Raw genomic sequence first — 26,106 nt, 5'->3', positions numbered from 1 at the left:
TTTAATGCGCTCATTTTCCTATGTCAAAAACTATTATCTTTCAAAAATCGTTCTTAGTCTCTGGCATCATGTGCTTTAATGGTTGTGGTAATACAATACAAGGCCTCCTGCATGCGTGTATCGATGATTGTAAAAAGAAAGAGATTCTTCCTGCAGATGCACGACTTATCGTAGATGCTGAGCCCAGTGGTTTAGGCATTCATCAATTCACTATTTCTATTGAAACTGAAAAAAATAATTTTATTCCTATAAAAAACTTTAATTCCATTCTCTTTGCCAAAATTAAAGAAGAAATTATTTTTGAGATCGTCGACGATCAAAAAGAGAAAGAGAATAAACCCAACGACAAAAAAAATTGGATTAACATATTTGTTAACCTAATGTGCATGGGAGCTGTACTTGCTTTAACACTTACATTTCCTCCATCAATAATTTTAACCATTGGCTTAACCGCGCTTACTTTTTTTTCAACTGCATTTACCGCTCGAGAGTATTTATTTGCTTTTTTTCGTAACTTCCGCGCCAAAAATTTTACAAATATGGCAACGACCATTAGCCTAGGCTGGTTTTTATCTATGGCTCATACTCTTTTTCATGCCATTAGCATGCCTTTAGCAAGTAATTTTTCTATGATTTTTATGAACTTTATGATGCCAACCATGTTGATTGCTTGCATCAATGGAATGGATGAGGTTAAGCGTCTTGTTATTGAAAAATCCAAGAAAATTCAATTGAAAGGAATTAAAACATTATTTCCTCAAATGTCAGAAACGTACCGCTGTTATGAACTAACTCAACCTGAACTAGAACTCTTATCAAAAAAAATTAACCAATTACTTTCATCGCAGAAACAAAACTCTTCAGAAATTGATTCACAACTGAATAAAGAAGAACACCTATTATTCATCCAAGAATTATTAAATAGCAAAGAAATAAGTGAAGAAAAAAGAAATCTTTTAAGAGAAGGAATGCTCATTGAAGTGAACGCCGGCGAGTGCTTTCCAGTGGATTGTATTTTAATTCAAGGCAACACAGTAATTGATGCATCTCTTTTGACGGGTGAACCGCACCAAACAAAACAATTATGGCAGCATATTCCTTCGGGTGCTATTAATCTTGGAAAAAAAGTTACTGTTTATGCTGAGAAAAACTCATACAACAGCACAGTTAATACTCTTCTCTTTCGCTCAAATCGAGCTAAAGAATCAGCGACTCCCAAAGAAGAAATCCCCAAATTTGCTTATCTGTACACAGCACTTGTTATCCTTGGTTTTTTGGCAGCTATTTTTACCCCTATTGGATTAGGAATAGCGACTATTCCTTTAGTAATGCAAAACATCATTGGCATTTTGTTTTCTGTATGTCCTTGCACTATTGCTATTGCTCATCAATTACCACAGCTCATCAGCATCCATCATCGTAATAATAAAGGCATCCAATTACGTGATGACAGTTTAATTGCACCGCAATCGGACGAAATCCATACTGTAGTTTTTGATAAAACAGGAACATTAACGACAGGAAATTCCATTGTTGAATCTTCTGACATTCCTATCAATTCGTCATTATGGCAAAGAATCTATTTACTGGAAAAAGCTTATGGTAGAGGGCACCCTCTCGCTAAGGCAATTCAAAAATACTATAAGGTTGCTATTAATAATAATGAACCTCGTTTTGATGAAATAAACGAGTGCACGATGGACCCTAAAAATCGAGGACTCTCAGCGCGAGTGCAAGAACGAATAATCCAGATTGGAAGCGTTGACTACTTAAGGGATCGTGGTATTACTCTCCCTGAACCTAAAAAAACAAAAATCGAGCAAGGCTTTTCAGCAGTCTGTGTTGCAGAAGATGGAATCTATAAAGGGGTTATCTATGTGAAACATGAAGTAAGAAAAGGGGTCATCGAGGCACTCACCCGGTTAAGAAGAGAGGGGAAAAAGATTATCATGTTAACCGGAGATAACCTTTCATCAGCCAAAGGCTTTAATAAACATATGGGTCCTATTTTTATTAATAACCAAATGGTCCCTATTTTTAACGAAGAAGATATTCATGCAGGGCAAACGCCAAAAGATAAAGAGACTTTTTTAAAAGAAAAAATGGAAGAAAAAGGAGCCAATCCTAAAGGAGTGTGGTTTGTAGGGGATGGCCTAAATGATGCCCCTTGTTGTCGGATTGTCTCTGAAAAAGGAGGCGTTAGCTGTGCAATGGACTCTAATGACAAGTCATCATTTTTTACTGATATTACTTTAAATGGTTCATTAGACTATCTATTTGTGCACAATAAATTAAATCGCTCCTTGCAGCAAAATATAACTCAAAACAAAGGAATACTTATTTATAGTACCCTTGCTTTTCTTGCTTTTATCATTAGTTTTTCTATAGCGGGGGTTGCTGTTTCTCCATTAATCCCGATGGCTATTATGCTATCGACAACACTTTTTGTTTTATTTAATTCTTATCGAACTCAACTTAATATTGACTCCGCTTTAGATAAAGAGATTGCATGGCCTAAAAAACTATTAAGCTCCAATCTTTCAATTGGCTTATTATTGACAGCAAGCACCCTGCTCATCAGCAGCGTTTTGGTAGCAACCATTGCAACAGGAGGATTAGCCTTACCGCTTATAGCCTTTACAGCTGGAACGGCTATAGGATTTAGTAGCGCATGTACTTTATCGGCGCTTAGCCTGATTGGAGTGTTCCTTGGTATTCTATCCACTTCTTTATTATCTGGACCATGTACCCAAGATGCAAGTGAACACCGCCCAAGCAGCACTTCCCTAGATCTTGGTAAACTTGAGCCAATTGATACAGCAGCCAAGGAAAAAACGATTGATTTCTTCCTCGACAGAACATATAAAAGTAAGGAAAAGCCACGACCGGAAAATGAACCGATTTTGGATGGGACGAATTGTTCAAACTCTCATTAACAAAGCAGAGTTAGTGCAGTAATGTAGCCTGGGTTTATTTTGGCCACACTTCCCGGGTTTCGCTTCGCTGCACCCAGGCTACAAAAGTCAATTTGTTTTTCGAAGCACCAATAGTCTACAATGCTGTGCGGTTTGATAAACCACATTTCTACATGGAAAAATAGAGTCTAACTAGAAAGGAATAATAACAATGGAAAAAATCAAGCTTTTCATGCTGCTGTATTTCATGATGATTACCCCCAGTTATTGCAGTGATCGTTATTTTCTCTGCGGTCCCGACGAAGATGGTTGCTATCCAGATATTTATCAATACTGCGCGTGCATTCCCTATAATGACTGGGAAGCCAGTAGTCCCTATTGCTTGGATTTCGATAAATTGACGTGCACCCCTTTATCACAAACAACACATTGTGACCCAGGCTTAATCTTTAAAAATCAAGGGGAATGTCTTGCAACGATATTTCAGAGTGAACCTAGACCCCCTTGCAAGATAACGACCCATCAATTTTGTATTGAAAACCATACGCCTATCTGTGATAAGACGGGACAACCCAAATCGTGTCATTAATATCATTTATCCCATAATGATATAGTAGGTTGGGTCATTTTTGACCCAACAATTTAAACTGAGATATTGTGAATTTGTTGGGGCGAACGACCCAACCGACTCGCCCAGCCAGGCTACACATATTATAACTCTATGAATTTATTGAGTTGTACCCTCTAAAATAATGGATAGCTTCTCCATTACCTCATCGACAGAAATTAATTGCATAGGTTCTTCACCATGCACATGCTGTCCCCAAACCTCTTCAATACACTTGCTGCCAAGAATTTTTTCTGCGGCTTCAGGATAATGATTTACAACCAAATGTTGAAAAAGATAAGGGCCAGAAATAAGCGGGTTAGTCACCGCATGTAAGGCAACAACTGGGGTGTTTACCGCCGTAGACATATGTGAAGGACCCGTATCAGGGCAAAGAACTACTGTTGCTTTGCTGATAAGTGCCAATAATTGTTTGGGTTTGGTTTTACCGACGAGATTAATTGCAGCAGGAATCGCTTGCGTAATCTGTTCTGCCAACTGTTTATCAAAATCAATCGGCCCCCCCGTAATGATTACCTGTACCTTCCATTGTTTTTGTGCTTTTTGCAAGACGTCAATATAACGGGCAACGGGCCAACTACGCTCAGGTTTACTTGCCGCGGGATTCACTACCAAAATGGGACCTTGCTTGGGTAGCTGTTGCTCTGCCCATTCATAATCTGCGGAAGAAATGGGTAAATCCCAGCGAATAACACGCTCCTTTATACCTAAAGCCTGAGCAAACTTCAAAAAACCATCCAAGGTATGCTCTAAGCCTGGAGTAATTCGCTCATTGACAAATAAGCCATGTGCATCATTTGCTCGATGCTCATCGTACCCTATTTTTCTTTTTGCTTTGATCAGGGGATAAAGAAAATTCGTTCTGAGACTTGCTTGCGGCGCCAATAACACATCAAAGACACGTCCTTTCATTTGCTTTTTAAAGCGCCAGTAGTCCATAAGACCGTGCGGTTTATCAATTAAAATGAACTCTACTCCATCCATGCCTTCTACCAAATCAAAAGCAGGCCTGGAAATAATCCAAGTCAATTTGGCTTGCGGTAGATTGGCTTGTAAGGTTCTAATGAGCGGAACAGCCATTAGAACATCACCTAATGCAGATAAGCGTACAATACAAATGGATTTAATCATTCTGTAAAACAAAGCGTGAACCACAATAAGGACACACTTCTACTCCGGTTTTTTCAATCGGTAAATAAACCTTAGGATGAGCATTCCATAACACCATATCTTTTGTTGGACAGCTCAGAGGTAATTCATTAGGGTGTACCACATAATTTTTTTTTGTACTCGCTGGTTCTTTTTTTTTGGCTTTTGACATGATGTTCCTTTAAATCTTATTTAATAGGATTATCTAATATTTCCTCAATTTTCGCTATAATCTCATCGCGAAAAGCGCTATTTTGTGGATCATAATAAAAAGCCTCTCCCCAATGCCTGAGCCAAGTTAATTGACGTTTCGCCAATTGCCGGGTAGCCGCAATCCCTTTGTCACGCATTAGAGAATAATCATAATCACCTTGAAGATATTCAAGAGCTTGCCTATACCCCACACAGCGCATGGAAGGCAAGTTTATGGTTAAATGCCATTTTTGTTGCAATTGTTTTACTTCGTCAAGAAAACCTTCGGCTAACATATGATCAAAACGTTGTGCAATGCGTTCATGCAACCACGCTCGTTGTTCGGGAAAGAGAATAAAATTCACAAAATGATAATCTGGCTTTTCCTTATGTTGATCAAGAAACACAGACAGGGTTTTGCCAGTCGCATAATATACTTCTAATGCACGTTGAATTCGTTGTGCATCATGAGCATGAATTCGTGCAGCAGATTCGGGATCAATCTGTACCAATTTTTGATGAAGAACGGGCCAACCCAATAATGCGGCCTCCTCTTCCAATTGCTGACGTATCGCCGGATTCGCTTCAGGCAAAGCAGATAAGCCTTTTTGTAACGCGTTAAAATACATCATCGTTCCCCCCACAAGCAAAGGGATTTTGCCTTTTTTGATGATCGCATCACTCAAAGATAAAGAGTCGGTACAAAATTGAGCAGCGGAGTAGGACTCAATCGGATCCTTGATATCAATTAAGTGATGTGGCGCTACGTGCAGCTCATGAGGGGTCGGCTTGGCAGTTCCTATATTCATATCACGATAAATCATTGCAGAATCAACGCTAATAATTTCAAAAGGATATCGTGCTACTAATTCACAAGCTAAAGCCGTTTTTCCTGAGGCAGTTGGTCCCATGATACAAAAAACTAATTTACCCATTTAACTCAATCAAATGAATTATTTTTAGCGATTATACAGGGAACTAGGATGTATGAAGAATAAACTGTATCAATTTTTCTATTAAAGTAGCTTCGTATGCTCTTTAAGCTATTTTGGAATGGCCTCAGAACTTAGGGTATTATTCTTGCTTTTATAAAAAATATTTCGAGAAATTTAGGGGTTATTCAAAGGTCAATAAGTTTCTACAATCTTCAATTGTTAATCCTTTAAATAACCCCAAGCTTTTATTTCCTTCTTTATATAGGCGAAGTAACAGCTCATTTAATTCCATTTTTTCCTCAAGATTTAAAAGTCTGGGATCAAATATTTGCGCTCGATTCATTAATTCAAGCAAAGTATTCTGATTCACTACATCACAGGCAGCGACAGAGTCCAAGAATAACCGCAAATCTAAGTGGGGCATACACAGTGGTATACTACGAATGACTGCTTCATTTTCTCCTAACCATTCGAGACTCATTCCTAATTGTTTGAGGCACTGATCCAGAGAACTACCGCGCAATTTTTCGGGAAAGGAATAACGCATCGCTACCAATAAAGGTCTACTTGCCAAAGGCAAAACCAATTGATGCATTTGCTCCTGCAATCTATATTGATGCAGACTCACCACATCAACAACATAAGGTTGTTGATGGATGAACGCCAAAATGTATCGGCTATTTAAAATGATCCAGGATAATTCAGTCTCTAAACTATAAACACTTTTGCTTGATGCAGCCAATTTAGGGTAGGACTCATAAATTGCTTGAGCAGGACTCGCCTGTTCGAATGATGTATATGTTATCTCTTCATTGAACTCATTTTTTGACTTCAATGCAGCAGTCAATTGTGACACAAAAAAATCAAAAATCAAACGAGGCTGCTGAAAGCGCACCTCATGCTTGGTAGGATGTACGTTCACATCGACCTCTGCAGGGTTAATCGTCAAGTATAAAACACAGGCAGGAAAGCGACCAGGATATAATAAACCATCATAAGCCTGCTTTAGCGCCTGGTGAATGAGCCTATCTTTTACCATGCGCTGATTAATATAAACCCACAATCGATCATTCTGGCTACGCTGAAAATTGGGACTACTTATCCATCCATAAAGTTTCATTGCACCATGCTCTACATCAAGAGAAATTGATTCTTTAACAAAAGCACTACCCAATATACGGGTCATACGTGTTAAACGAGTTTGTTCATTGGTTGCAGCAGGAAGAGATAAAACCTGTTTCCCATTATGTTTTAGGGTTAGTGCAATCCCGGGAGCACTTAAAGCAAAACGTTTCACTACTGTTTCGATTGCTTGAAATTCTAGTTTTTCGCTTTTTAAAAATCGTTTTCGTACCGGTGCATTAAAAAATAAATCAACAACATCTACTGTCGTTCCTACAGTGCGAGCACAAGGGGATAACGCTCTTTCTGTACCTTGTACTCGCAGCATCATTGCCGTTTCTTGTTGTTCAGGCTTAGAGCTAATCGTGACTTTGGCTACAGAAGCAATACTGGCTAATGCTTCACCACGAAAGCCCATACTATCAATTGCATATAAGTCGTTAAGTGTAGTGATTTTGCTGGTCGCATGTGCAGCAATTGCCAAGGGCAAATCTTCTGCTACGATGCCCATTCCATTATCACTGATCTTGATTTGATTTAGGCCCCCATAGCCTATTTCTATAGTAATCGCATCTGCACCTGCATCAAAAGAATTTTCCAGTAGTTCTTTCACTACCGATGCAGGCCGTTCGATTACTTCCCCCGCAGCAATTTGATTTGCTATAAGCGGTGGTAATTGCTGAATTCTTATGCCCATGCCTGAGGAATCACCAATTTTTGCCCCGGCTTAAGTCGAGTAATGCCGCGCAAATGATTCATGGCTTGTAAGGCCGCAACGGAGACATGATAACGTGCAGCAATCGCAGGTAACGTTTCTCCAGCGCGAACCAAATGGATATTACTGGTTGTCATTGCTTCAATGCGCGATCCGTGCGGGGGATTTTCCCAGAAGTATCCTTTAATGCCTTGAAAAATTGCTTGGCTCAATCGAGCTTGATAAGCAGGGTTCGTTAGATTTCGTTCCTCTATAGGATTTGAAATAAATCCTGTTTCCACCAAAATCGAAGGAATATCAGCAGACTTCAAAACGACAAACCCGGCTTGCTCCACTTTGTTATTATGTAAATTAGTAAAATTACCGAGCTGATTTAAAACTCGCCCCCCCATTTGCAAACCTGAATTAATCGTGGCTGTTTGTGATAAATCGATGAGCACAGAGCGTACAACACCGTTCTGATCATCTAAATCACCTAAATTCACCCCACCTAATTCAGAATAGTTTTCCTTTTCTGCAAGCCAACGTGCTGCTTCACTTGTTGCTCCTCTTTGTGATAAAGCAAATACCGAAGCACCATTTGAATGAGGGTTATTAAATGCATCCGCATGAATGGCAACAAAAACATCCCCATTATATTTTCTGGCAATATCCAGGCGTTGTCGTAAACCCACGTAATAATCTCCCGAACGAGTCAATACGGCACGCATACCAGGCTGTCTGTCAATGAGTTGTTTTAGTTTTAAGGTAATTGCCAAGACGACATCTTTTTCTCGAGACTTACGTGGACCTCGAGCTCCAGGGTCCTTGCCCCCATGGCCGGCATCCAAAACAACAATAACATCGCGCAGTTTAGAAGGGCTACTACTTACTTTAATAGGGTTCTGATTTGCTAAAATAGGCTGTGGTCGCTTGGGTTCAATTTTTGCGGGTGATTTAGCCTGTTGTATTTTCGGTGTAGTGTATGTTTTCTGCACTATAGCAGTTTTAGGAATACTGGCTGCAATTGGTGCAACAAGACGGCCACTATGTACTAAATCAACGCGTATACCTCCAAAAGCGCCATTAGGTTTCCAAGGAGATGATCGCAGTTGTACTTTTTGATTCACTTCAAAAACCAATCTTAAGGTTCTAGGTTCCGAATGCCCACTCCGAACTTGTTTTACTAATCCGTTAATTAAACCCAATTGATTTAAATCCACAGCGAGTTGTGTTTCCTTTAAGTCCAATACTACCCGCGCAGGGTGATCCAAAAAAAATAATTTATGGGTGAATGGTCCATTAATTGTTAGAAAAAGTGAGGTTTGGTTCCCCTGTTGTTTTAAAACAACAGAATGTAATTGAGCACTAAATGTTGCAATAGAGCAAAGACACATCACAACAAAACACCATGTGCGAAATATCATCTTTCACCTGCCAGGCAAGCTAAAATTCTTTTACCCGCTGCACTTAATGCCATAATTTGCATTTCACGTCCAGCCCCTTTAATACCTAACTTAAAACGAATATCTACATGAGGCAATGTTCCTCCAGCATGTTCTGCCCATTCAATACAACAGATACTCTCCGGGGTAAAATAATCCCTGAATCCCATATATTCCAACTCTTCCTCATGGTGTATTCGGTAGAGATCAAAATGGTGTATGGTTAAATGATTGCATGTATAACTTTCTACCAATGAAAAGGTAGGACTTTTGATTGCAGATTGAATGCCTAGATGTTTCAACATGGCGCGAATAATAGTTGTTTTACCCGCACCCAAATCACCACTAAAGGTCATGATCAAGGAAGGACAAAGGCAAGAGGCCAGGTGAGCGGCAAAACTCTCGCTTGCCGTTTCATCGGGTAAATTCAGTGTTATAACCTTATTCGATTCGCTATTTATCATCATTCAGGGTAATTCAAGACATGAGGTAAAACATCAAATAAATCACTGGCTAATAAACCAGCTCCTCCCATTTTTTTTGCTATCCGATCTCCAGCAACTGCATGCACCCATACACCACATTGTGCCGCTTCGGATAAAGAAAATCCTTGAGCACAAAGCCCTCCGATAATACCGCTTAACACATCGCCCATACCCGCACTCGCCATAGCAGGGTTGCCCCGAGAACAAACAAATGCATCTTTCTCAGCTGTTTGAATTACGGTTCCAGCCCCCTTCAGTACAACGACCCCACCGTATTGCTTCTGAATGTTTGCTGCCGCCTGATATCTATCTTTCTGAATCAAATCAGTAGTACAAGAAAGCAAACAAGCCGCTTCACCAGGATGTGGGGTTAATATCCAATTATCATCCATCTGTGAGTTTTCAGCTAACAATCTTAAGGCTGATGCATCAATAACCATAGGTAATTGTGAGGTAATTGCCATTAAAAATAGGTTAATAGCCCATTCACTTTCGCCTAGACCAGGGCCAATAATACATACTGTGGCTCGATCTAAAAGCGGTATTAAATCGTTAGAGGTTTCCACAGCGCTTACCATAGCCTCAGGGATTAATGATAAGGCGCTCTTCGCGTGTTCAGGCCATGTTGCAATAGTTACTGAACCTGCGCCTGTTCGCATTGCAGCTTTGGCGGCGAGGCCAATAGCGCCGGGCATTCCTGGTCCTCCACCAATGACTAAAACATGACCATAATTTCCCTTATGTGAATTTTTTTTGCGTCCAGCAAGCGGCAAAGCCAAGGTATCTGAACTTAAAAGACATGCAGCAGGAGTCAATTGAGTCACACAGGAATCAAGTTGCAAAGAACAACAGTGTATATCCCCACAATAATCAGGACCATCTGCAGTATACATACCCGCTTTCTGGGCAATAAACGTTAAAGTGGTATTGGCTTTAACACAAAAATTCTCTACCTTGCCTGTATCTGCGTTAAGACCTGATGGAATATCCAAAGCTACGACAGGTAGTCCGCTCATATTGATCTGATTAATCGCCGATACAATAGCGCCTCGAACGGGGCCTTTCAGTCCAATCCCTAAAAGAGCATCAATAACTAATTCTGCCTCACTATCTAATGGTTCATCTACAGCTTGACACTCAACTCCCGCACTTATAGCCATTAAAGCCGCATGTTGCGCTGCAATAGGAAGATCTGCTACCGCCTTACACTGGTAAATTGTCACTAATAATCCATGTTCATGCGCCAAACGTGCCACCACATATCCATCACCCGCATTATTTCCTGCGCCACAATACACAGCAATATGACGAACATGTGGATAGAGTTTTGTTATAAGAAAAAATGCCTCTGCTCCCGCCCGAGACATCAGTGTATTTTCGTCTAATTGATATATAGAAGTAGCCTGTTGCTCACAAGCTCTAATTTGCTCACAACGATAAAGCGCGTTTGTTGGTATGATCACCTTGTGCTCCAAATTTACTATAGGCCACCACTAAAGTTCGATACATCGTTGCAAGCTCGTTCGGTTCAATCGTGTACTTGGTACACTTCTTCACCTCAGTTTACTTGCGCCTTGTCTCGAACTTGGTGGATGACGCTATATTTCGAACACGTTTCTTATATGTAGTCTAGGAGTGAATCAAACCCGAGTTTCAGAATTCCCAGGTTTTGTCTTCGCCTTCACCAGGCTACTTCCATTTACTTGACTAATTTTAACGAAGGTTTGCTTTTAGAAACAGTTGAAGCATCAGATTCAGTACCTGATGAACCAGAAGATGCTGGAGGCGGCTCTTCTTCATCTTCGATAGCAAAAGCAATACCTCTGCCATTTTCTTTAGCGTAGATTTCTAATACTGATCCTGGCGGAACAAAAATCTGTTCTGTTTTCCCTGAAAAACGCGCAGTAAAGATAATTCGATCATTTTCCAATAAAAGACCACGAGTTGCTGCAGGAGAAATATTTAACACGATGCGATCATGGTTTACATGTTCTCTCGGTACCTGTACCCCCGTATATGCTGCATTAACCATGATATAAGGAGTTAATTCGTTATCTACTATCCAATCATAGGCAGCGCGAATTAAATAAGGTTTATTTGATGTCATTGTCATTATTTATGCCGCTCTTAGTTGTCGCTCAGCATCAGTCAAACTTGCTTGAAACGATTCACGTTTGAACAAGCGCTGCATGTAAGCAATTATTCCTTTAAACTCCGGTGCAATGTCAATTCCCAATCGAGGCAAACGCCACAACAAAGGTGCTAAAGCACAATCTAACAAAGAAAACTCATCACTTAAAAAATAAGATTTATCTGCAAATACAGGATCAAGCGCTGTTAAACTTTCGAATAAATTGATCCTGGCCTGTTCTGCATTATCATCTTTTAAAATGCGATTCATAAAATAATACCAGTCATGTTCTATCCTGTGCATCATTTTTCGTGTTTCAGCGCGCGCAACAGGGTAGACAGGCAATAATGGTGGATGAGGAAATCGCTCATCTAAATATTCCATAATAATACGTGGTTCATAAAGCACAAGTTCTCTATCAATTAAAGTAGGAACTGTCCCATATGGATTAACTGATAAAAGATCAGCGCTGGGCTCTGCCTGTTTGGCAGTAAGAATTTCTACATTTACCCCTTTTTCAGCCAATACAATCCGAACCTGATGGCTGTAAACATCATCTGTATCGGAAAATAAAGACATTATAGTGCGCTTCGCAACAATTGCCATGAGCAACTCCTATTTAATTCAACCTATAACAAAAGTAAGTACAAACACACAAAACCTGCACTTTACCACATTTTTACCTTTTTGGGTTACTTTATGCCGTTTTTTCGCCAATAAACTCTTTTTAACCCGAGAACAACAAGAAATAAAACCAATAAAAAGCTAACAACATAAAATCCTATCCGGTATCTTATTGACTGCATTGGCTCACCAACATATGCAAGAAAAGTAACTAAATCGTGTAACTCATTATGAAACTGATCTCCGGATAGTTCATGATTCAACGTTTCTAAAATATTGGGCATAGCCACATCGGGGACAAGACGGTTATTCGTACCAAAAGGCCTAGAATCATCTCGATAAAAACCATTTAAATAACTATAAAGCCATTCTGTTCCTTTTTCTCGAGCCACTAAAGATAAATCCGGAGGTACTATCCCAAACCACTGTTTCGCATCTTCGGGCGGCAAAGCAATGCGAATTGGATCATTAACTGTTGCTTGCGTAAAAATCAGATTATTTTTTAATAAATCTTCATTTATTCGACCATCAAATCCCGTTATGCCTAATCCTTTAGCCATATTATTATAACGCAAATAGTTCAAAGAGTGGCAACCAGAACAATAATTCATAAATAATCTAGCGCCTCTTTGCAAGCTCGCCTTATCTTGTACATTAATTTCTGCTGAATGTGCCAGTACAACTGAATTTAGAAGTAAGCTAAAAAACCATACCGACACGTATAAAGCCACTTTTTTCATACGCATTATTGCCCTCCCAAGCGAGAGGGTAACGGGTACGTTTTTTCAAAACGAGTATAAAAAGGCATCAACAAAAAATAGGCAAAGTACAATATAGTACAGATACGGGCCAAAAACAAACGCACAGGAGTTACAGGAATGGTTCCCAAATAACCTAATAGCACAAAAGATACCACCCCTAGAAACAACATAATTCGTGAATAATTTCCTTTGTAGCGCATTGAGCGAACAGGGCTTCGATCAAGCCAAGGTAAAAAGAAAAGAACGAATAAGGCAAATCCCATGCACACTACTCCCAATAATTTATCGGGGATTGCGCGCAATATGGCGTAATATGGAGCCATATACCACATTGGAGCAATATGATCTGGAGTAATCAAAGGGTTCGCGGGGGTAAAATTATTATGCTCTAAAAAGTACCCCCACATTTCAGGAGCGAAAAACACAACTGCAAAAAACAGGGTGAGAAAAGCAATCACCATGACTAAGTCTTTAACTATGTAATAAGGATGAAAAGGAATCCCATCCAAAGGCTTTCCTTTTTCATCCAGCTTATTTTTGATTTCAATTCCATCCGGATTATTAGAGCCTACCTTATGTAAGGCAACCACATGCAAGAAAACCAGAAAAAAGAGCAAAAATGGAAGGGCAATAACATGCAATGCAAAAAAACGCTGCAAGGTGGCATTGCCTACTGTGTAATCGCCTCTTAACCAAACAACAAGATGCTCACCAATATAAGGAATGGCACTCAACAATGAAGTGATTACCTCAGCTCCCCAATAAGACATTTGCCCCCAAGGCAATAAATAACCACAAAAAGCGCCAGCTAATAGCACAATGTAGAGAAACATTCCTAAAAGCCAAACAAGCTCCCGTGGCTTTTGGTACGAGCCATACAGTAGACCACGAAACATATGTAAATAAATAACGATAAAAAATGCAGAGGCCCCTGTTGAATGCATATACCGAAATAACCAACCAAAATTAACATCGCGCATTATGTATTCAATGGACGAAAAAGCCTGCTTAGCACTTGGGGTATAAAACATGGTCAACCACAAACCTGTAATGAATTGATTCACTAAAACCACAAGAGCTAATGATCCAAAAAAATAAAGAAAATTTAAATTTTTTGGAAGGTAATAGGCACCGAAATAATTTTTCCAGGTGCTCATCAAAGGAAAACGCTCATCGAGCCATTTGAAGAGTCTATTCATTTAATCGAGCCTTTTTCTGTTACCCATCATCAATTGCATCCAGGCTATATATTGTGCAACATGGAATTTATGCTTTATCCTCGCCAATCACAATAGTTTGCTTGTCGATAAAATAATATGGAGGTACTTCCATATTAATCGGTGCAGGGACATCTTTAAAAACCCTCCCAGAAAGATCAAAAGTAGAACCATGGCAAGGACAGAAAAACCCACCGGGCCAATCAGGTCCTAAATCGCCAAGATGTGGTTTGTATTTTGGCGAACAGCCTAGGTGAGTACAAATCCCTATAAGTACTAAATATTCTGGATTAATCGATCGGTGCTGATTTTTTGCATAGGAAGGTTGCTGTCGAGTCAGCGAATTCGGATCGCGTAACCGTGAGGAATACGTAGTTAAGCGTTGCACCATTTCTTCGGTTCGTCTAATTATCCATACGGGTTTGCCACGCCATTCAACAACTACCAGATTTCCTGGCTCCAGTTTGCTTAAATCAACGTGCACTGGTGCACCTTCAGCTTGAGCTTTGGCACTTGGTAACCAAGAAGCAACAAAGGGAGTTAAAGCACATAAAGCACCTATCCCACCTAATACACAAGTTGTAGTTAACAAAAACCGGCGACGATCTTCATCTACTGGATCGTTTTTATCCTCATCAGGATCAGTAATTTGATTCACCATATTATCTGCTTATGTATGTTTTTGCAGTACTTGTAGCCTGGTGCAGCGAAGCGAAACCCGGGAAATCTAGTTTTATCTAGATCATAATCCCGGGTTTCGCTTCGCTGCACCCAGGCTACGTAAAACAAAAAAACCCCGCATCGGCGGGGTTTCTTAACCAATAAACGATTAACGTTTTGAGTATTGAGTTGCACGACGTGCTTTGTGCAAGCCCACTTTCTTTCTTTCAACACGACGTGAATCACGAGTCAGTAAGCCACGTGCACGAAGTCTTCTACGAACAGAATTTGGATTAGGCTCAGCATCTTCTGCTAATCCTTTTTCATCATAAGCAACTAATGCTCTTGCGATACCCAAACGTACAGCGCCAGCCTGGCCAGAAATTCCTCCACCAGAAACCGTAACATAAACATCAAATTTATTAACAAGATCAACGGTTTCTAATGGCTGCATAACAACCATACACGAAGTTTCACGGCAAAAATATTCCTGTAAAGTACGGCCATTTACCTTGATCTCGCCTTTACCCGGACGTAAAAACACACGAGCTGTTGAACTTTTTCTACGACCCGTGCCGTAGTATTGCTTCACTTCAGCCATAATACTTATTCCTCAATATCAAGTTGCTTGGGTTGCTGTGCAGTATGTGGATGTTCGTTGCCGACATATACTTTTAGCTTACGATACATCTCTCTACCTAAAGGATTCTTTGGTAACATGCCTTTAACAGCAAGTTCGATAATTCTAACAGGATTTCTGGCCTGTAATTTTTCAAAACTATCTGATTTTATTCCACCAGGGTATCCGGTGTGACGATAGTACATCTTGTTGGTAAACTTACGACCAGTTACAATAACTTTTTCCGCATTTGTAACAATGATGTAGTCGCCTGTATCAACATGGGGGGTATACTCAGCTTTATGCTTGCCGCGTAAACGACGGGCAATTTCAGTTGCTAAGCGTCCCAAAACTTTATCGCTGGCATCAACTACTAACCAGTCACGTTTGACTTCGTGGCTTTTGGCACTAAATGTCTTCATTAAACGAACTCCGAACCGCCTAAATTGGTAATCTTCTATCATGGACGGGCGATTTTAACCAAAACAGAAACATCCTACAAGTAAAAAGGATAAAAATTTATAAACAATTAATTAAATCCGCGTAAATATATCAAATTTCAAACAAAAATCATAATAATTTTTGCGTGATCGTAGCCTGGGTGAAGCGCAGCGGAACCCGGGTTTAGTGAGTTCATTCATGTCTTGACCCCGGGTTCCGCTGCGCTTCACCCAGGCTACGATCACTAAAGCCTATTGATTATTCTTGATCAATGAGTAACTGCTCGGCAACACTGCCAGAAACCAAATGTCTTTCTATGATTTCATCAATATCTGCAAATGATGAATAGGAGTACCAAACACCTTCAGGATAAATCACAATACATGGACCAGAACTGCAACGTCCAAGACAACCTGATTTACTCACACGAACTTTACCTGGACCATGCATTTCCAGTTCTAAAAGTCGCGACTTCAGATAATCAAAATACATTTCACCGCCGGAATTGGCGCAGCATTGTTTGCCTGCAGCCTTTTGATTGGTGCATATAAGAACATGTTTATTGTAATAGGCCAATGGTTACTTTCCTATAGATTCAATTTTTGTCTTTAACTTCAAACCAGGTTTAAACGTTACAACTCTCCTGGCTACTACAGGAATTTCCTCTCCTGTTTTTGGATTCCTACCTGGCCTTTGTGGCTTGTCCCTTAATGTAAAATTACCAAAACCAGATAATTTTACATGATGTCCATGCTCAAGAGCATGCCGCAATTCCTCAAAAAAATTTTCGACCATTTCTTTTGATGCGGGTTTAGACAATTTTAATTCATCACACAAGGTTTCTGCCATTATTGCTTTGCTCAGTGCATTCACGATTATTCCCTCAATATGATTGAAAATTTATTTTCTAACGTATTGATTATAGCACTAATTAGAGAATTAATCTCAGCATCCACCAAAGTCCGACTTTCATCTTGCAAAGTCATGGCAACTGCAAGGCTTTTCTTACCTTGTGGAACCCCTTCACCGGTATACACATCAAATACATCAAAAGATTTTAGCCAGTTTTCTTTTATCATTGATCGAACAACGGATTCAATTTGCATCACGCTGATATCAACATCAACTAAAAACGATAAATCACGACGTATTTGCGGGTATTTTGAAATTGTTTTATAGCGTGGCGCTTCGTGTCCGATTAATGCCGCTAAATTTATTTCAAATAACAAAACATCTTCTTGCAAATCCAATGCGTCTGCCAAACGTGGATGGAGCATACCTACCCATCCTGCAGCTACTCCATTAATCTTTATCTGGGCTGATTGTCCAGGATGTAACGCATCATGTGCCGCTGTTGTGAATTCAACCTGCTTTAATTTGAGTGAGGTAAACAAAGATTGAAGATCACCTTTCAGATCAAAAAAATCAAAAACTCGGGTAGGCTCACTCCAATTAGCACTTCCTTGTTCTCCCATCAACAAACCCGCAACACAAGGACGTTCAATGAGTTGTCCCTTGTTTACATCAAACACTACACCAATTTCAAAGAATTTAACTGCATTTTGCTGACGATGAACATTATAAATCATTGAGGCGATCAATCCTGGCCACATCCCTGCACGCATTTGCGATAATTCTGAAGAAATGGGGTTTAACAATTGCATAAACTCTTTATGAGGATAAAGCTCATGTTGTAATTCTGGATCAACAAAACTGTAGCTAATTGTTTCGTGATACCCTCTATTGCTAAACCAACACGAAAGCTTTGTTGCTATTTCTTCATTCCCGCACGCTTTTCCTGCCTGCACAAATGTATAAGTAGGTTGAGCATGTAAATTATCATAACCGTAGAGACGGATGATTTCTTCCACTAAATCCACATCCTGCTGAATATCAAAACGATGAGAAGGAATAGTAACATCAAGGAAATTATTTTGTTCTTTTCCAATAACAATACCAAGTCCTTCCAATAAATTCTTCATTTCCTCCAAGGAAATATTAAGTCCGGTTAATTTTCTAACTTTATCTGTATCAAAAGAAAAACTTACTGTTTCGGGTAAATATTTTTTGTCTTGAGCTTCAATAACTGGTCCAGGTTTTCCACCTGCAATTTCTAAAATTAACGCCGTAGCTCGTTCTAGTGCTTTTATCTGCAGGCATGGATCCACTCCTCGCTCAAAGCGTTGTGACGAATCGCTGAATAAGCCAAACTTTCTTGCAACCCCCGCAATGACAATTGGATTAAAATATGCACTTTCCAAAAATACGTCTTGTGTATGCGCCTGTACTGAGCTCGCTTCTCCCCCCATAATACCAGCCATCGCCAAGGGTTTTTCTTTGTCGGCAATAACCAATACTTTTTCATTTAAAGTTAATTCTTGACCATCAAGCAACTCTAACTGTTCTTGGTTATTACTAAAACGCACTTTAATGTCACCTTTGATTGTTGCTAAATCAAAAGCATGCATAGGTTGTCCCAATTCGAGCATTACATAATTCATAATATCCACAACAGGATGCACTGTTCGAATACCACTTCGACGCAAGCGCTCACTCATCCACAAAGGTGTATTTGCCTTAGGATTTATATTACGAATCACTCGACCGCAATAACGTGGGCAAGCCTCCGCATGTTTCAACTCAATGGTCAATACATCATCGATGCTAGGAGTCACCTCGGAACTATTTTTTTCAACTAAAGGCAGTTTATTCAAAACAGCTACTTCACGGGCAACACCTAAAACACTAAAACAGTCGGCTCGATTTGGGGTTAAATCAATGTCTAAAATATGATCATCAAGCGTCAAATACGTGCGTAAATCCATTCCCACAGGTGCATCACTTTCTAATTCCATGATGCCTTCAGATTGCTCGGCCATTCCCAACTCACTAACAGAACAAAGCATTCCTTGGGACAGCTCACCACGTAATTTAGACTCTTTAATATTAAAACCACCTGGCAACCGCGCTCCAATCATTGCTAAAGCGACCTTTAATCCAGGCCTTACATTAGAAGCCCCACAAACAATTTGCAGCGGCTTATCGGTGTTTGCATTCACTTCGCATAAGGTTAATTTATCTGCGTTAGGATGAGGTTTGGTACTAAGAACTTCAGCAACGATTACATGAGTAAACTCCCCTGCTACGGGGCTCACCGCATCCACTTCAAGGCCGGCCATAGTCAGTTGATTCGCTAATTCTTGTTCAGTTAATGAGAAATTCACCCACTCACGTAACCATAATTTACTTAATTTCATTTATAGTCCTTACCACCTTATTAAACTGTTTATTGTTCTGTAGACAGCGCACCTCTACTGAACTTCAATACTGAATACACTCAACCAGCCACATTTCTTAAAATTGACTTAAAAAAGTAAGATCATTTTCAAACATCATACGTAAATCATCTATTCCGTAATACAACATTGCCAGTCTATCCATGCCCATACCAAATGCCCAACCTTGATACTCATCTGGAGAAATATTCACCGCTTTAAGTACATTAGGATGCACCATGCCACAACCTAAAACCTCAAGCCATCCAGTAAACTTACAGGAACGACATCCTTTACCACTGCATTGAGTACATTCAATATCTACCTCTGCAGAAGGTTCTGTAAAAGGGAAATAGGATGGTCTAAATCGCAACGCTAATTTGCGACCAAAAAAATAAGCAAAAAAATCTTCGAATAATCCTTTTAAGCTTGCTAAAGTAGCCTGCTTATCAATCAACAGACCTTCAACTTGATGGAACATGGGTGTGTGGGTTAAATCTGAATCACAACGATAGACTCGTCCAGGGGCAATTAAGCGGAAAGGTGGTTTGCGTTGCTCCATAGTACGAATTTGCACTGGTGACGTATGGGTTCGCAATAATCGGCCGTCACCAAAATAAAAAGTATCATGCATAGCACGTGCGGGATGATGCCCTGGGATATTCAATGCCTCGAAATTATAAAATTCAGTTTCTATTTCCGGGCCATCGACAATATCAAAGCCCATTCGACTAAAAAACTCATTAATTCGGTGTTTTACTTGGGTCACAGGGTGCAATGAACCACTTTCTTTCTTACGTCCTGGAAGGGAGACATCGATACGCTCTGCAGAGAGCTTTTCTAATAATTGTTTTTCTTTAAGTTCAAGCATTTTCATTTCAATCAATGTACTGATTTCACGTTTTGCCTGATTTACTAATTGACCTACTTTAGGTTTTTCTTCGGCGGATAGATGTGCAAGGCTTTTTAAAATTTCTGTTAGCTTGCCTTTCTTGCCCAAAAAATCAACACGGATTGATTCCAATCCAGATACATCTTGTGCATTCTTAATTGCTTCAGAAGCCTGTTCTTGTATGGTGATGATATCCTGCATAATTATACCCACAAGTAAAAAGGAGGCCTCAGCCTCCTTAAAATAAATTTCATCTTTATCTAGCGTTCTTAGACTTGTAGCCTAGGTGAACTGTGCGAACTCGCTCCCGAGCTCCGCCACACCTCACCCAAGCTACCTTAATAAAGATTATTTTGCTAATGCAGCTTTAGCCTGTTCAGCAATGGCAGCAAAAGCTACTTTGTCATGAACAGCCAGATCAGCCAATACTTTTCTATCCAGTTCAATTGATGCTTTTTTCAATCCATCAATTAAACGGCTGTATGATAATCCGCACTCACGAGCTTGTGCATTAATACGCGTAATCCACAACGCACGAAACTGACGTTTTTTCTGGCGTCGATCACGATAAGCATATTGACCTGCTTTAATTACTGCTTGTTTTGCCATGCGGTAGGTTCGACTACGGGCACCGTAATAACCTTTGGCTTGGTCTAAAACTTTCTTGTGACGCGCTTTCGCTGTCACACCACGTTTAACTCTTGGCATTCTTCATTCTCCCCTTAACTACCGTGCAACATACGTTCAGCCAACCGTGCATCGCATGGCTTCAAAGTGCCAGCTTCTACACGCAAATGTCGTTTTGCTTTGGTAGACTTTTTGGTGAGGATATGATTTCTATAAGCGCCGCGACGTTTAATCGCGCCACTTGCTGTCTTACGGAAGCGTTTAGATGCTCCGCGATGTGACTTTAACTTCGGCATAACAATAGACTCCGCATTTATTTCAGCTACTTAGTTTTTTTGGGTGATAACACCATCAGTAATTGTCTTCCTTCACGTTTTGCGTGTTGTTCTACAACAGCAAATTCAGCAGTATCCTGCTGTAAACGCTCAAGAATCTTCATACCCAGTTCTTGATGAGCCATTTCACGACCACGGAACCGTAGCGTAATTTTGACTTTATCACCATGATTGAGGAAACGGATCAGGTTGCGTAGCTTGACCTGATAATCTCCATCTTCCGTCGTAGGACGGAATTTTAATTCTTTGACTTGAATTTGCTTCTGCTTTTTCTTCGCCTCAGCCTGTTTTTTACTCAACTCAAAGAGAAACTTTCCATAATCCATAATACGGCATACGGGCGGTTTGGCTGTTGGGGATATTTCCACCAGATCCAATCCACCTTCTTCCGCTGCACGCAGGGCTTCACGTGTTGAGACAATTCCTGCCTGATTACCATCGACATCAATTAAGCGTACCTCAGGTACATTGATCTGTTCATTAATTCGTGCGCGATCATTTTCACGCTTAGTTGGTGCACTAATGGTTTAATCCCCCCTGCTTGTTAATTAATAAATGACCCTTTCCGAGCAATTTCTTGCGCTAAGGTATCACAAATTGTATCTATTGTCATCACACCCAAGTCTGCTCCGTCACGTGAGCGCACAGCAACTTGGTTTGATTCAACTTCTTTATCACCTATCACTAGAAGATAAGGTATCTTTTGTAAAGTATGTTCGCGAATTTTAAAGCCAATTTTCTCATTTCTCAAGTCATAGTTGGCGCGAATACCTCTTTTTTGTAAAATTTGGGTTACTTTACTTGCATAATCATTCTGCTTTTCACTAATTGTCAGAACGATTGCTTGTACTGGAGATAACCATAAAGGTAATTTTCCTGCATAGTGTTCTATTAAAATCCCCATAAAACGCTCAAAAGAACCTAAAATTGCACGATGCAACATGACCGGAATCTGTTTGCTACCGTCTTCTGCGACATACGCAGCATCCAAACGACCTGGCATCGAAAAATCTACTTGAATGGTTCCACATTGCCAAATTCTACCTAAACAATCTGCTAAGGAACATTCAATTTTAGGTCCATAAAAAGCTCCCTCACCTGGCGCATCAACCCATTCTATATTTCTATCTTTCATTGCTTGTTTTAAAGCAGCCTCGGCTTTATCCCAAACATCATCACTTCCAACTCGCTTTTCAGGACGTAATGCCAAACGATATTTAATCTCATTAAAACCGAAATCGGTATATACAGACTGGACTAGTTCAAGCATCATTGCCACTTCTGATTGAATTTGATCTTCGGTACAGAAGATATGGGCATCATCTTGAACCATATTACGAACACGCATCAAGCCATGTAATGCACCTGAAGGTTCGCAGCGATGGCAATTACCAAACTCGGAAAATCTTAATGGTAAATCTCTATAGCTTTTTAAACCTTGATTAAATACTTGCACATGACAGGGGCAGTTCATTGGCTTCACTGCATAGTGACGATTCTCTGTCTCGGTGACAAACATCTCATCTCTAAAATTAGCCCAATGACCGGATTTTTCCCAAAGTACCCGATCAACTAATTGTGGTGTTCTAATTTCTTGGTAGCCAAAATCAGTCAGTCGACTACGCATATAACGTTCAAGTTCTTGATAAATTGTCCAACCTTTAGGATGCCAAAACACCATTCCAGGAGCAATGTCCTGAAAGTGGAATAACTCTAAACTCTTGCCCAATTTGCGATGATCACGTTTTTCGGCTTCTTCAAGACGAAATAAATAATCAGTCAAAGATTTTTTATCAGCCCAAGCAGTACCATAGATACGTTGCAACATTTCGTTATTGGAATCGCCACGCCAGTATGCGCCAGCTAATTTAGTCAGTTTAAATGCCTTCAAAAATCCAGTGGAAGGAACATGTGGACCACGACAAAGATCTTCAAAATCTCCTTGTTTATATAAAGACAATACTTCGTCTGCAGGAATATCAGCAATAATCCTTGCTTTGTATTCTTCACCGAGACTTTTGAAATACTTGATTGCTTCATCGCGTGGCAGTTCTCTGCGCGTTACAGGATAATTTGCCTTGGCCAATTCCGCCATTTTTGCTTCGATTGACTCGAGATCTTCGGGGGTAAATGGTCTTTGGAATGCGAAATCATAATAAAAGCCATCTTCAATTACAGGACCAATGGTCACTTGTGCTGTTGGAAAAAGACTCTTAACTGCTTGCGCGAGTAAGTGCGCTGTGGAATGACGAATAACCTCAAGACTTTCTTCTTGTTTTTCAGTAAGGATAACTAATGCACAATCATTTTCGATAAGAAAAGAAGTATCAACCAGGTGATCATTGACACGACCTGCTATGGCAGCTTTAGCCAATCCTGGACTTATACTGTGGGCAACATCATAAACAGTTAAAGGCGCTTCAAAATGTTTTATACTTCCATCAGGCAATTTAATGTTTGGCATAATTTTATCCGTAAGCACTTCTTTTCAAAAAAAAACCCTGCATGGCAGGGCTTGAACCTTAATTAAGAGGAGTCAATCGCACGCATCGTAAGCGTTCACGCTTGTATCACTGGAAATACGATTTATTGCATGGTAGGCACGAGTGGGATCGAACCACCGACCACCACCATGTCAAGGTGGTGCTCTACCACTGAGCTACGTGCCTATAAAACGACCTGCATATACATTGGAATGAAGTATATAATAAGGTGATGTTACAAAGCAATCATTTAACCTAGAAAAAGCAATTAGACCTCTTTCCAAACTCGCTGAGGGGAGTGAAGTGCGAGGAGACGCGGAGCACCGAACCGGAGTGTACACGCCAGTACATGAGGATTCGAGCACCGCATCGACGAAGCAATTCACCTCCTCAGTAGAGTTTGGAAAGAGGTCTATTGAATGCATAGCGCACGTTCATGGTGCTGAAGCTACCGGATTTTTAAATTTATTTGTGAACACAGTATTCATCTCTACGGTAAAGAAAATTTAAAAATCCAGCCGGCTTATTCGAGCTCAACTGCTTTGCTCTCTTTAATTATTTCGTCTTTAAGAAATTGACATTTCACGCCTATAGAGCGGTACTTGCAGTAAAAACTCACTTACATTGTGTTTCACCACCTCTTTAAAGCAATTATTAGAGGCAAATACTTTTCGTTGTCGTTCAGAGCTTGTTCCTGAATCCATAATAGCCTGAAGCGTTGCAAAATAAGTTTGATAATTAAGTTGATCGATGTAGGGTTTTAATTTCTCAAACCACTCATGCAAGTCGTCGCGCATTAATTTGATTTTTCCATCTGTATTCATTACTAATTCAGCATCCAAACCATAACGAATGGCTCTCCATTTATTTTCCCGAGAAAGCCAATAAGGAGGATAGGCTACTGTTTCAAGCCAACTTCCATTATCAGCAAACCAATGAGCAAGAACATGAATCAATGCAACAAGCGCCAATGTTTCTGCAAGTGTTGCGGCACCATCACAAACACGAATTTCCAAAGTTCCAAAACCCGGACTTGGTCTTAAATCCCACCATAAATCTTTAAGTGATTTTATTGAGCCGCATGATCTAAGCGTCTTATACAAGTATTCAAAATCTTGCCATGAACGTACATGATAAGGCTGACCTGCTGTAGGAAGAGCCTCATAGGTAGTAGGGCGACACGAAGCAAGTCCTGTGTCAATTCCTTGCCAAAAAGGAGAACTGGAGGAAAGCGCTAATAAATGAGGCAAAAAATACATGAAAAAATTATTAAACCGTATGCATTCTTCCCCACTCGACATACCGAGATGCACATGCAGACCATATACACTCATACGACGTGTAAGCCATTGATTGCGATCGATTAAATCTTGATAACGTGCTGTTGGTGAGATGACCCAATCGGCATATTTTGAAAAGGGATGAGAGCCCGTTGTTGCGAGTAAAATACCTAATTTTTTCGTAACATGCTGAAGCTCAAAAAGTGTTGCATAAAGATCTTCTTCAACTTCTTGCACCAAACTACATTTGGACGTATTGATTTCGATAGTACTTAAATAGAATTCCGGTTTGATCTTCTCAAGATGAGACACAGCATTTAAAACATCTTCTGCTCGAGAACATAAATTGTAGGTTTCAGCATCGATAAGTTGTAGTTCTATTTCTACACCCAAAGTCAATACTCCATTACTGTTAAAAAGAATTTCATCTTCTGACGCTAATAATGGCTGAGTAGTATCTGAGTCTTGCGCTGATAAGGATTCGTTGAGTTGACTTTGCATAGTTAATCCTTCTTTTTATTATTGGAAATAGCATGGAAAAGTCCCCCCTTTGGATATTTTTGAGGAGCTCTATATAGTTAGATTTAATAGTGATGTACAATAAATATACCCTTAAACATTCATATCTGATGAAATAATTCGTACACAAATCATTTCAGATACTAATGGTTAAAGCTCTCAATTTCAACCTTGAATTTTTATAAGACCATCCATGAGCACTATTGAAAAAGATCAAGTGGATCAAAAAATTGATCTGCAAACACAATCCGAACTACGTTCTAAAAACATTATTCTTGCCTTGCGTAAAATCATGCAGCAAATGGATTTTCATTCCAGACGTTTAAATAAATGTTATGGTTTAACTGTACCGCAAATTGCATGTTTGTATGAAATTTATGAAAATGGAATCATGACCATCTCTAGCTTATCTAAAAAGGTGTATTTATCCATGAGCACCTTAGTGGGTGTAATTGATCGCTTGGAAGAAAAAGAATTTGTTCTTCGCACAAGGGACCGTAAAGACCGTCGCATTATTTATATCGATATAACTGAAAAAGGAAAAGATTTCGTTCGTGCCGCCCCCTACCTTCTGCATAATCGGCTTAATGAAAATCTTCGTTCTTTGGATGAAAAGGAACAAATAATTCTAGCTAACTCCATTAACTTATTGGTTAATCTACTCAACGACATTTAAA

26 protein-coding genes and 1 tRNA gene are annotated in these 26,106 nt (G+C 39.8%); 3 read left to right on the top strand and 24 right to left on the bottom strand.

Translation table 11 applies throughout. The features are described 5' to 3' along the window. The first annotated feature begins 20 nt into the window (after positions 1–20). Entirely contained in the window at positions 21–2,936 is a 2,916-nt protein-coding gene (locus tag Lani_RS06840; RefSeq protein ID WP_058388474.1) for an HAD-IC family P-type ATPase, read from the top strand. A 190-nt stretch (positions 2,937–3,126) separates the two neighbouring features. After that, positions 3,127–3,504: a hypothetical protein gene (locus Lani_RS06835; RefSeq protein ID WP_058388473.1), complete on the top strand. Its 378-nt coding sequence runs from the start codon at positions 3,127–3,129 to the stop codon at positions 3,502–3,504. A gap of 138 nt (positions 3,505–3,642) precedes the next feature. Here Lani_RS06835 and Lani_RS06830 read toward each other — a convergent pair whose 3' ends face one another. The 24 genes from Lani_RS06830 to Lani_RS06715 form a co-directional block, all read right to left on the bottom strand. Further along, entirely contained in the window at positions 3,643–4,674 is a 1,032-nt protein-coding gene (locus tag Lani_RS06830; protein WP_058388472.1) for a glycosyltransferase family 9 protein, read from the bottom strand. After that, positions 4,667–4,864: a zinc-finger domain-containing protein gene (locus Lani_RS06825; RefSeq protein ID WP_058388471.1), complete on the bottom strand. Its 198-nt coding sequence runs from the start codon at positions 4,862–4,864 to the stop codon at positions 4,667–4,669. Before Lani_RS06825 ends, Lani_RS06830 begins: the two co-directional genes overlap by 8 nt. Before the next feature lie 16 nt (positions 4,865–4,880). Continuing rightward, positions 4,881–5,819 carry a tRNA (adenosine(37)-N6)-dimethylallyltransferase MiaA gene (gene miaA, locus Lani_RS06820; RefSeq protein ID WP_019234595.1) on the bottom strand — a complete coding sequence of 313 codons (939 nt, stop codon included), beginning with the start codon at positions 5,817–5,819 and terminating at the stop codon, positions 4,881–4,883. Positions 5,820–6,000: 181 nt separating this feature from the next. Continuing rightward, the gene (mutL, locus tag Lani_RS06815; RefSeq protein ID WP_058388470.1) at positions 6,001–7,638 is read right to left on the bottom strand and encodes a DNA mismatch repair endonuclease MutL; all 1,638 of its coding nucleotides are present in this window, start codon (positions 7,636–7,638) and stop codon (positions 6,001–6,003) included. Next, a complete protein-coding gene (locus Lani_RS06810) occupies positions 7,629–9,062 on the bottom strand; it encodes an N-acetylmuramoyl-L-alanine amidase family protein (protein WP_058388469.1) in 1,434 nt (477 codons plus the stop codon). The genes mutL and Lani_RS06810 overlap by 10 nt, the downstream gene beginning before the upstream one ends. Further along, positions 9,059–9,547 carry a tRNA (adenosine(37)-N6)-threonylcarbamoyltransferase complex ATPase subunit type 1 TsaE gene (tsaE, locus tag Lani_RS06805; RefSeq protein ID WP_019234598.1) on the bottom strand — a complete coding sequence of 163 codons (489 nt, stop codon included), beginning with the start codon at positions 9,545–9,547 and terminating at the stop codon, positions 9,059–9,061. The genes Lani_RS06810 and tsaE overlap by 4 nt, the downstream gene beginning before the upstream one ends. Then, positions 9,544–11,028: an NAD(P)H-hydrate dehydratase gene (locus tag Lani_RS06800; RefSeq protein ID WP_396426817.1), complete on the bottom strand. Its 1,485-nt coding sequence runs from the start codon at positions 11,026–11,028 to the stop codon at positions 9,544–9,546. Before Lani_RS06800 ends, tsaE begins: the two co-directional genes overlap by 4 nt. A 236-nt stretch (positions 11,029–11,264) precedes the next feature. After that, on the bottom strand, positions 11,265–11,678 hold the full coding sequence (locus Lani_RS06795; RefSeq protein WP_019234600.1) for a ClpXP protease specificity-enhancing factor: 414 nt from the start codon (positions 11,676–11,678) through the stop codon (positions 11,265–11,267). A 3-nt stretch (positions 11,679–11,681) separates the two neighbouring features. Further along, the gene (gene sspA, locus Lani_RS06790) at positions 11,682–12,302 is read right to left on the bottom strand and encodes a stringent starvation protein SspA (protein ID WP_019234601.1); all 621 of its coding nucleotides are present in this window, start codon (positions 12,300–12,302) and stop codon (positions 11,682–11,684) included. An 86-nt stretch (positions 12,303–12,388) separates the two neighbouring features. Beyond that, positions 12,389–13,066: a cytochrome c1 gene (locus Lani_RS06785; RefSeq protein WP_019234602.1), complete on the bottom strand. Its 678-nt coding sequence runs from the start codon at positions 13,064–13,066 to the stop codon at positions 12,389–12,391. Next, complete coding sequence (locus Lani_RS06780) at positions 13,066–14,280, bottom strand: cytochrome b (protein WP_019234603.1); 1,215 nt, start codon at positions 14,278–14,280, stop codon at positions 13,066–13,068. Before Lani_RS06780 ends, Lani_RS06785 begins: the two co-directional genes overlap by 1 nt. 67 nt (positions 14,281–14,347) lie before the next feature. After that, positions 14,348–14,959, bottom strand: coding sequence for a ubiquinol-cytochrome c reductase iron-sulfur subunit (gene petA, locus Lani_RS06775; RefSeq protein WP_019234604.1), 612 nt, complete (start codon positions 14,957–14,959; stop codon positions 14,348–14,350). A gap of 168 nt (positions 14,960–15,127) precedes the next feature. Further along, entirely contained in the window at positions 15,128–15,559 is a 432-nt protein-coding gene (rpsI, locus tag Lani_RS06770; protein ID WP_019234605.1) for a 30S ribosomal protein S9, read from the bottom strand. A gap of 5 nt (positions 15,560–15,564) precedes the next feature. Then, positions 15,565–15,999, bottom strand: coding sequence for a 50S ribosomal protein L13 (gene rplM, locus Lani_RS06765; protein ID WP_019234606.1), 435 nt, complete (start codon positions 15,997–15,999; stop codon positions 15,565–15,567). Positions 16,000–16,276: 277 nt separating this feature from the next. Further along, entirely contained in the window at positions 16,277–16,594 is a 318-nt protein-coding gene (locus Lani_RS06760) for a (2Fe-2S) ferredoxin domain-containing protein (RefSeq protein ID WP_019234607.1), read from the bottom strand. 3 nt (positions 16,595–16,597) lie between these two features. Then, entirely contained in the window at positions 16,598–16,891 is a 294-nt protein-coding gene (locus Lani_RS06755; protein ID WP_019234608.1) for an integration host factor subunit alpha, read from the bottom strand. A 2-nt stretch (positions 16,892–16,893) separates the two neighbouring features. Next, complete coding sequence (gene pheT, locus Lani_RS06750; RefSeq protein ID WP_058388468.1) at positions 16,894–19,275, bottom strand: phenylalanine--tRNA ligase subunit beta; 2,382 nt, start codon at positions 19,273–19,275, stop codon at positions 16,894–16,896. Positions 19,276–19,372: 97 nt separating this feature from the next. Then, the gene (gene pheS, locus Lani_RS06745) at positions 19,373–20,386 is read right to left on the bottom strand and encodes a phenylalanine--tRNA ligase subunit alpha (RefSeq protein WP_058388467.1); all 1,014 of its coding nucleotides are present in this window, start codon (positions 20,384–20,386) and stop codon (positions 19,373–19,375) included. Positions 20,387–20,533: 147 nt separating this feature from the next. Beyond that, on the bottom strand, positions 20,534–20,893 hold the full coding sequence (rplT, locus tag Lani_RS06740; protein ID WP_019234611.1) for a 50S ribosomal protein L20: 360 nt from the start codon (positions 20,891–20,893) through the stop codon (positions 20,534–20,536). Between the two features lie 14 nt (positions 20,894–20,907). After that, positions 20,908–21,108: a 50S ribosomal protein L35 gene (gene rpmI / locus Lani_RS06735; RefSeq protein ID WP_019234612.1), complete on the bottom strand. Its 201-nt coding sequence runs from the start codon at positions 21,106–21,108 to the stop codon at positions 20,908–20,910. 26 nt (positions 21,109–21,134) lie between these two features. Continuing rightward, complete coding sequence (gene infC / locus Lani_RS06730; RefSeq protein WP_040523000.1) at positions 21,135–21,671, bottom strand: translation initiation factor IF-3; 537 nt, start codon at positions 21,669–21,671, stop codon at positions 21,135–21,137. A gap of 20 nt (positions 21,672–21,691) precedes the next feature. Continuing rightward, complete coding sequence (thrS, locus tag Lani_RS06725) at positions 21,692–23,611, bottom strand: threonine--tRNA ligase (protein WP_019234614.1); 1,920 nt, start codon at positions 23,609–23,611, stop codon at positions 21,692–21,694. Between the two features lie 130 nt (positions 23,612–23,741). Continuing rightward, a tRNA-Val gene (locus tag Lani_RS06720) sits at positions 23,742–23,816 on the bottom strand. Positions 23,817–24,196: 380 nt separating this feature from the next. After that, positions 24,197–25,411, bottom strand: coding sequence for a carboxylate-amine ligase (locus tag Lani_RS06715; RefSeq protein ID WP_058388466.1), 1,215 nt, complete (start codon positions 25,409–25,411; stop codon positions 24,197–24,199). A gap of 211 nt (positions 25,412–25,622) precedes the next feature. Between Lani_RS06715 and Lani_RS06710 the strand changes: the two genes are divergently transcribed. Next, positions 25,623–26,105 carry a MarR family winged helix-turn-helix transcriptional regulator gene (locus Lani_RS06710; RefSeq protein WP_019234616.1) on the top strand — a complete coding sequence of 161 codons (483 nt, stop codon included), beginning with the start codon at positions 25,623–25,625 and terminating at the stop codon, positions 26,103–26,105. The last annotated feature ends 1 nt before the right edge of the window (position 26,106 follow it).

The sequence above is a fragment of the Legionella anisa genome (genome assembly GCF_001467525.1).
Classification (GTDB): Bacteria; Pseudomonadota; Gammaproteobacteria; order Legionellales; family Legionellaceae; genus Legionella; species Legionella anisa.
Note: the sequence above shows the minus strand (reverse complement) of the source record. Positions and strands in the feature narration are given on the sequence as shown.

Bases quoted from the DNA above. Each gene is read 5' to 3' on its own strand.
- Lani_RS06840 (WP_058388474.1), top strand. From the start codon at position 21: ATGTCAAAAACTATTATCTTTCAAAAATCGTTCTTAGTCTCTGGCATC.
- Lani_RS06835 (WP_058388473.1), top strand. From the start codon at position 3,127: ATGGAAAAAATCAAGCTTTTCATGCTGCTGTATTTCATGATGATTACC.
- Lani_RS06830 (WP_058388472.1), bottom strand. From the start codon at position 4,674: ATGATTAAATCCATTTGTATTGTACGCTTATCTGCATTAGGTGATGTT.
- Lani_RS06825 (WP_058388471.1), bottom strand. From the start codon at position 4,864: ATGTCAAAAGCCAAAAAAAAAGAACCAGCGAGTACAAAAAAAAATTAT.
- miaA (WP_019234595.1), bottom strand. From the start codon at position 5,819: ATGGGTAAATTAGTTTTTTGTATCATGGGACCAACTGCCTCAGGAAAA.
- mutL (WP_058388470.1), bottom strand. From the start codon at position 7,638: ATGGGCATAAGAATTCAGCAATTACCACCGCTTATAGCAAATCAAATT.
- Lani_RS06810 (WP_058388469.1), bottom strand. From the start codon at position 9,062: ATGATATTTCGCACATGGTGTTTTGTTGTGATGTGTCTTTGCTCTATT.
- tsaE (WP_019234598.1), bottom strand. From the start codon at position 9,547: ATGATGATAAATAGCGAATCGAATAAGGTTATAACACTGAATTTACCC.
- Lani_RS06795 (WP_019234600.1), bottom strand. From the start codon at position 11,678: ATGACAATGACATCAAATAAACCTTATTTAATTCGCGCTGCCTATGAT.
- sspA (WP_019234601.1), bottom strand. From the start codon at position 12,302: ATGGCAATTGTTGCGAAGCGCACTATAATGTCTTTATTTTCCGATACA.
- Lani_RS06785 (WP_019234602.1), bottom strand. From the start codon at position 13,066: ATGCGTATGAAAAAAGTGGCTTTATACGTGTCGGTATGGTTTTTTAGC.
- Lani_RS06780 (WP_019234603.1), bottom strand. From the start codon at position 14,280: ATGAATAGACTCTTCAAATGGCTCGATGAGCGTTTTCCTTTGATGAGC.
- petA (WP_019234604.1), bottom strand. From the start codon at position 14,959: ATGGTGAATCAAATTACTGATCCTGATGAGGATAAAAACGATCCAGTA.
- rpsI (WP_019234605.1), bottom strand. From the start codon at position 15,559: ATGGCTGAAGTGAAGCAATACTACGGCACGGGTCGTAGAAAAAGTTCA.
- rplM (WP_019234606.1), bottom strand. From the start codon at position 15,999: ATGAAGACATTTAGTGCCAAAAGCCACGAAGTCAAACGTGACTGGTTA.
- pheT (WP_058388468.1), bottom strand. From the start codon at position 19,275: ATGAAATTAAGTAAATTATGGTTACGTGAGTGGGTGAATTTCTCATTA.
- pheS (WP_058388467.1), bottom strand. From the start codon at position 20,386: ATGCAGGATATCATCACCATACAAGAACAGGCTTCTGAAGCAATTAAG.
- rplT (WP_019234611.1), bottom strand. From the start codon at position 20,893: ATGCCAAGAGTTAAACGTGGTGTGACAGCGAAAGCGCGTCACAAGAAA.
- rpmI (WP_019234612.1), bottom strand. From the start codon at position 21,108: ATGCCGAAGTTAAAGTCACATCGCGGAGCATCTAAACGCTTCCGTAAG.
- thrS (WP_019234614.1), bottom strand. From the start codon at position 23,611: ATGCCAAACATTAAATTGCCTGATGGAAGTATAAAACATTTTGAAGCG.
- Lani_RS06715 (WP_058388466.1), bottom strand. From the start codon at position 25,411: ATGCAAAGTCAACTCAACGAATCCTTATCAGCGCAAGACTCAGATACT.
- Lani_RS06710 (WP_019234616.1), top strand. From the start codon at position 25,623: ATGAGCACTATTGAAAAAGATCAAGTGGATCAAAAAATTGATCTGCAA.